This is a genomic window from Rahnella perminowiae (assembly GCF_019049755.1).
Classification (GTDB): Bacteria; Pseudomonadota; Gammaproteobacteria; order Enterobacterales; family Enterobacteriaceae; genus Rahnella; species Rahnella perminowiae.
This window is the reverse complement of the sequence record NZ_JAFMOS010000309.1, coordinates 1-4,210: the sequence shown is the minus strand read 5'-3', so window position 1 is coordinate 4,210 and position 4,210 is coordinate 1. Positions and strand designations below refer to the sequence as shown.

The window sequence follows — 4,210 nt, the reverse complement described above, 5'->3', positions numbered from 1 at the left end:
CCATTAAGTACACTTGAATCATCTCATAATTTAAAAACAGGTGCGCGTAAGGTTCTTGAACGTTATTACTCATTGAACAGCGTGGGGATGTTTACGGGTAACCATACACAAATGTTGCAGGAAACCCTTTCCGCGCTGGTGGGTGCAAATAAAAATATAACGCACATGCAGGGATATTTGATATATGCCAAAACCCAGACGCACAATACTTTTTTTGAAACCCCCTGGCTCGATGAGATCGCCATCAGTTGCGGAATAGGCCATTGGGAAACATTAACGGTGAGTCTTAATCATTGCGCGTCGGCACTGTCTGCGATCCATTTATTAAAAAGCCGGATCATAAAAAGCCAGCAACCGATGATACTCCTGACGGGGGAAAAAGCGTTTCATAGTGATATTAATAAGCTTGATAATAGTGTCATGGCGGAAGTCCCTGCGGCAATGCTACTGAACGCGGGGCACTCACGGTGGCAAATCAATCACACCGCCGTGCGGCATTTATCTTCATTTTATAACAATCATCGTGAGTCTACGGCTGCCCGGAGGCGGGAACTATTTTCATCGCTTGAGCAGGATTATTATGATTTTTATACCTATGTATTGGATAAGTTTCATCTCTCCATCGGCGATATAGATGCTATCGTTCCCGGCAATATAGATATGCCCATGCTTAAACGTATAGCTGATAAATTGAAGTTCAGAGGCGAGCTTTTTACAGAACATATATCAGGTTATGGCCATGCATATTGTTCTGATATTTTATTTAACGTGTCTTCATTATTAGAGCGTTTCGACGGAAAAAGAATTCTCTGCGTTGCAATGGGAATGGGGATAACGATGTCTTGTATCCTGATTGAAAAAAACGAAATTAATGAGGTAAAGCATGTCAACACTACTTTCGGCAGTTAATGATGCATTAAACGATGTTATGTCTGCAAAAATCTCCATTACGTCAGACACTGATTTCAATGAAGATCTGGATCTGGATTCGGTATTATTTGTTCAGTTCTTACTCACGCTGGAGGAAAAAATCCCCGGCCTGATGTTTGAACCTGATCAAATCAATCAGGATGCATTTACCACGGTCGGAAAACTTATCCAGTGGATTGAGCAACACCTGCAGCTGGAGAGCTCTGATGTCTGAAGAGGAGTTTACCCGGCTTTATTTTTTGTTCAGAGACCTTAAGCCAGCAGATGCCCTCCGGCAGATGCGTCAGAAGTGGGCAGATCCTGCGAGTGGCGTATTTTGTCGCGGGTATCAGTTAGTGGGTCAACACAGCGAAGCGGATAGGGATGAGCACACGGAGTCTGACCGTATTTTGGCTTCACTGGGTATCTCTTTGCACTACAACGCTGGAGAAGCGACAGGTACAGACCCGATCCCGCTGGTTGCCTCTTTTGCGGCCCGGTTAGGGCTTCTGAGCCAGATCCTGACAATCAGCTGGGAGCACTTATCCGCGCGCAAGAGTTTTGGTGTAAAAACCACCCGACATCAGTTGGTGAAGGCCGATTTCGCCGATCTCAGCAACCAGACAGAATTGTTGCTGATCCAATGGCAAAGGCGCGTTGCAGCACAGGATTTTGCCGGGGCGCAGGCAGATCACTGGCAGATCACGGTGTTAACCAACAGAGCAGAAAAACTGATGGGCGGGCACGGCTACTTATCAGGCTCAACTCACAGCTTTTCTTATCTGTCGGTAATGATTTATAGCCTGTATGGAAAAACAGCATCCGGGGCTGTAACTCTGTTGCCTGACTATCAGGAGCATGCAATATGAACTCCCCATCTGAAATGACGATGCCGCGACGCCAAAGCCTGGGCAAAGATATCACCGACCTGATGAAGTTAGCCTGGCCGATGATTATTGTGGCGATTGCCGTATCCTTTTCCCAAAATATTCAGACCGCCATTTTGGGTCACGGAAGCGAAACCGGATCAATTTATTTGCTCTCCATGCTTCAGCCTTTCAGTTTTTTATTCCTGGCTATTCTGGAATGTCTGGCTATCACTAATCAGGTTTTCAGTGCCCGTTCGTTGAATCTGTGGTCCCGGCAAAAGGTGCTGAAGGCAACGTCACTGCTGGCGACGCTGGGTATCCTGATTGTGGCGCTGCTCAGTGGCGCGACGGCCCTGTGTTCCTCACTATTGCAGGCAATGCTGCCGGTCGCCGGCAATGAATTCTATGCCTCTGCATTACCGCTCTATTTCCTCTCCATGCTGCCTTTTATACAACTCGAGATGTGTAACAGTGCACTTCGGGGACAAGGGAAAAGCGCATTGAGCATGGTATTAGTTATCGCCTATATCGTTCTGAATGCGCTTCTCTGTTACGCCTGCTATCAGTTCTACGGGTTAGGTTTTTACTCCATTATTGTGGCAAATTCTCTGGCTTCAGCCCTGCTTATCCCCGTCGCGCTTTGGCTGGTATGGCGCATAGGCCGTAACGTGAAAGATGACCGGCCGGGGGCTTTCATTGCGCGCCTCAGCGGGCTTCTGTTTCAGGTGGGAATGCCAATATTTGCCTCGCTGGTGGTACTATTTTTCAGTTCGCTACTGATATTCCCGTTAATAGGTACGTTGGGTGAGCAATATGTTGCCGGCTTTCTGATCGTCACCAAAATCAGAATGTTTATCGTCATTCCCGCTGTGGCCTGCGGATCTGCCCTGGCGATATTAATTAACCAGCGTCTGGCGATCAGTACAGGGGAAGAATTAAAACGTTTACTGCATCGGGGACTCACTTTTATTGGCATCTTTTATCTTCTGCTGACTTCGGGGGTCTATTTTACCGAGGCCAGTCTGATTAAAATATTATCGGGCGACAAAACAATACAAGATGTCAGCAGTCAGATGTTATTAATATTATTACCGACTTTCTTCCTGACATCTTTTGTTGCCTCTCTTCAGGCGTTACTCGAACAACTTGATCAGGCCAGACGGGTACTGGTATTAACCGTTATCATTGAATTACTGACAGTCATCACCCTGTTGGTGGGGTGGGGCAATTTTTCCCAGCTTAAAAGCATCATGAATATTATTATTATATTCAATGTCATCTACTTTATCGCATTCGGCAGGGAGTACTGGCGTCTGGCAAATAAAATAGGGAGCGACAATGTTTTATAGCTTCTTTTACCCCGTTCTTTTGTTCTTTTCACTGGTGCACCAAAATTATCTTCGGGTGCTGGTTCTGATGAGATTACGCCCCTCTTTATTGATGAAAGCGAAAATCAGACCTGCGACACATTATAGCAGGGCATGCAAACTAATAAGTTTATTCGATTTATATTCATTGCATGTTATGTCTTCTTACCTTTCTGCTTTATACGCGTTGCGTCTGTTCGAAAAGACCCGGCCCTTACCCTATAAACAGGGTGAAATCATGCTGCTCAGCCGCTGCCTGCAGGAGGAGCTTTTCTGGCGCAAATCATTTGTTAAGGTTTTTATTTACCCGCAAGCGGACCCGCAGGCAGAGAAAGTTTTACTGCTTCATGGATGGGATGGCAGAAGTATTATGTTGCGGCAAATGGCGCAGCGGTTACAGGAAAAAGGTTACAGTGTTTATGCACCGGATCTTCCGGCACATGGAATTTCTCCCGGCAAAAAAGTGTCCTTCTATGATCTTTCACGGGCAGTGATGGATATGGAAAAACACTATGGCCATTTTTCTGTCGTCATTGGCCATTCGACGGGGGGATTAATTGGTTGCATGGCGGCATTACAGGGGCTGTTTTTTAAGCGCATGATTTTAATCAGCAGTCCGTGCAGTTATGGAAAGATGATGGACAGATATGTCTGCAATAATAAGCTTCCAAAGCGTATTGCCGGTTCCATGAAAAAGCTTTATCAACTCCGCTATGGCGTTCATCCTGATGCTATTGGCCCGGAACTCATCGGAGCAATAACGCAGCCTGTGATGATATTACATGATAAAAATGATCTCAGTATCGGACTGGATGAAGCCGTAATTCTGAGCCGTTCCCTGGAGAAAAGTAAATTAATTGTGACAGAAGGCCAGGGTCACAATGGCGCATTACGTGACCCTGCTGTCTTTAATCACATTTCAGATTTTGTGAGTCAGACTGTGCATGAAGATTATTCATCGTTTTCTGAACCAAAATTGATATTGCGCGTAGCGAATAATATAAAAAGGCATAAGTGATCTTGTGATAATTATAAACTGTGCAGATTATTAATTAACATGCTTCT

The 4,210-nt window shown here is 45.4% G+C and carries 5 protein-coding genes; all 5 read left to right on the top strand.

Translation table 11 applies throughout. The features are described 5' to 3' along the window. On the top strand, nucleotides 1-909 hold a 909-nt coding region (locus J1785_RS02925), incomplete at its 5' end, for a 3-oxoacyl-[acyl-carrier-protein] synthase III C-terminal domain-containing protein (RefSeq protein ID WP_238483043.1). Next, nucleotides 884-1,144, top strand: a complete 261-nt coding sequence (locus J1785_RS02920) for an acyl carrier protein (protein WP_217138775.1) — start codon at nucleotides 884-886, stop codon at nucleotides 1,142-1,144. The genes J1785_RS02925 and J1785_RS02920, both read left to right, overlap by 26 nt. After that, a complete protein-coding gene (locus J1785_RS02915) occupies nucleotides 1,137-1,778 on the top strand; it encodes an acyl-CoA dehydrogenase family protein (RefSeq protein ID WP_217218770.1) in 642 nt (213 codons plus the stop codon). Before J1785_RS02920 ends, J1785_RS02915 begins: the two co-directional genes overlap by 8 nt. Continuing rightward, nucleotides 1,775-3,127 (top strand): MATE family efflux transporter, encoded by a 1,353-nt coding sequence (locus J1785_RS02910; RefSeq protein WP_129953401.1) that lies wholly within the window; start codon nucleotides 1,775-1,777, stop codon nucleotides 3,125-3,127. The genes J1785_RS02915 and J1785_RS02910 overlap by 4 nt, the downstream gene beginning before the upstream one ends. Next, nucleotides 3,117-4,163 carry an alpha/beta fold hydrolase gene (locus J1785_RS02905; protein ID WP_217218769.1) on the top strand — a complete coding sequence of 349 codons (1,047 nt, stop codon included), beginning with the start codon at nucleotides 3,117-3,119 and terminating at the stop codon, nucleotides 4,161-4,163. The genes J1785_RS02910 and J1785_RS02905 overlap by 11 nt, the downstream gene beginning before the upstream one ends. The last annotated feature ends 47 nt before the right edge of the window (nucleotides 4,164-4,210 follow it).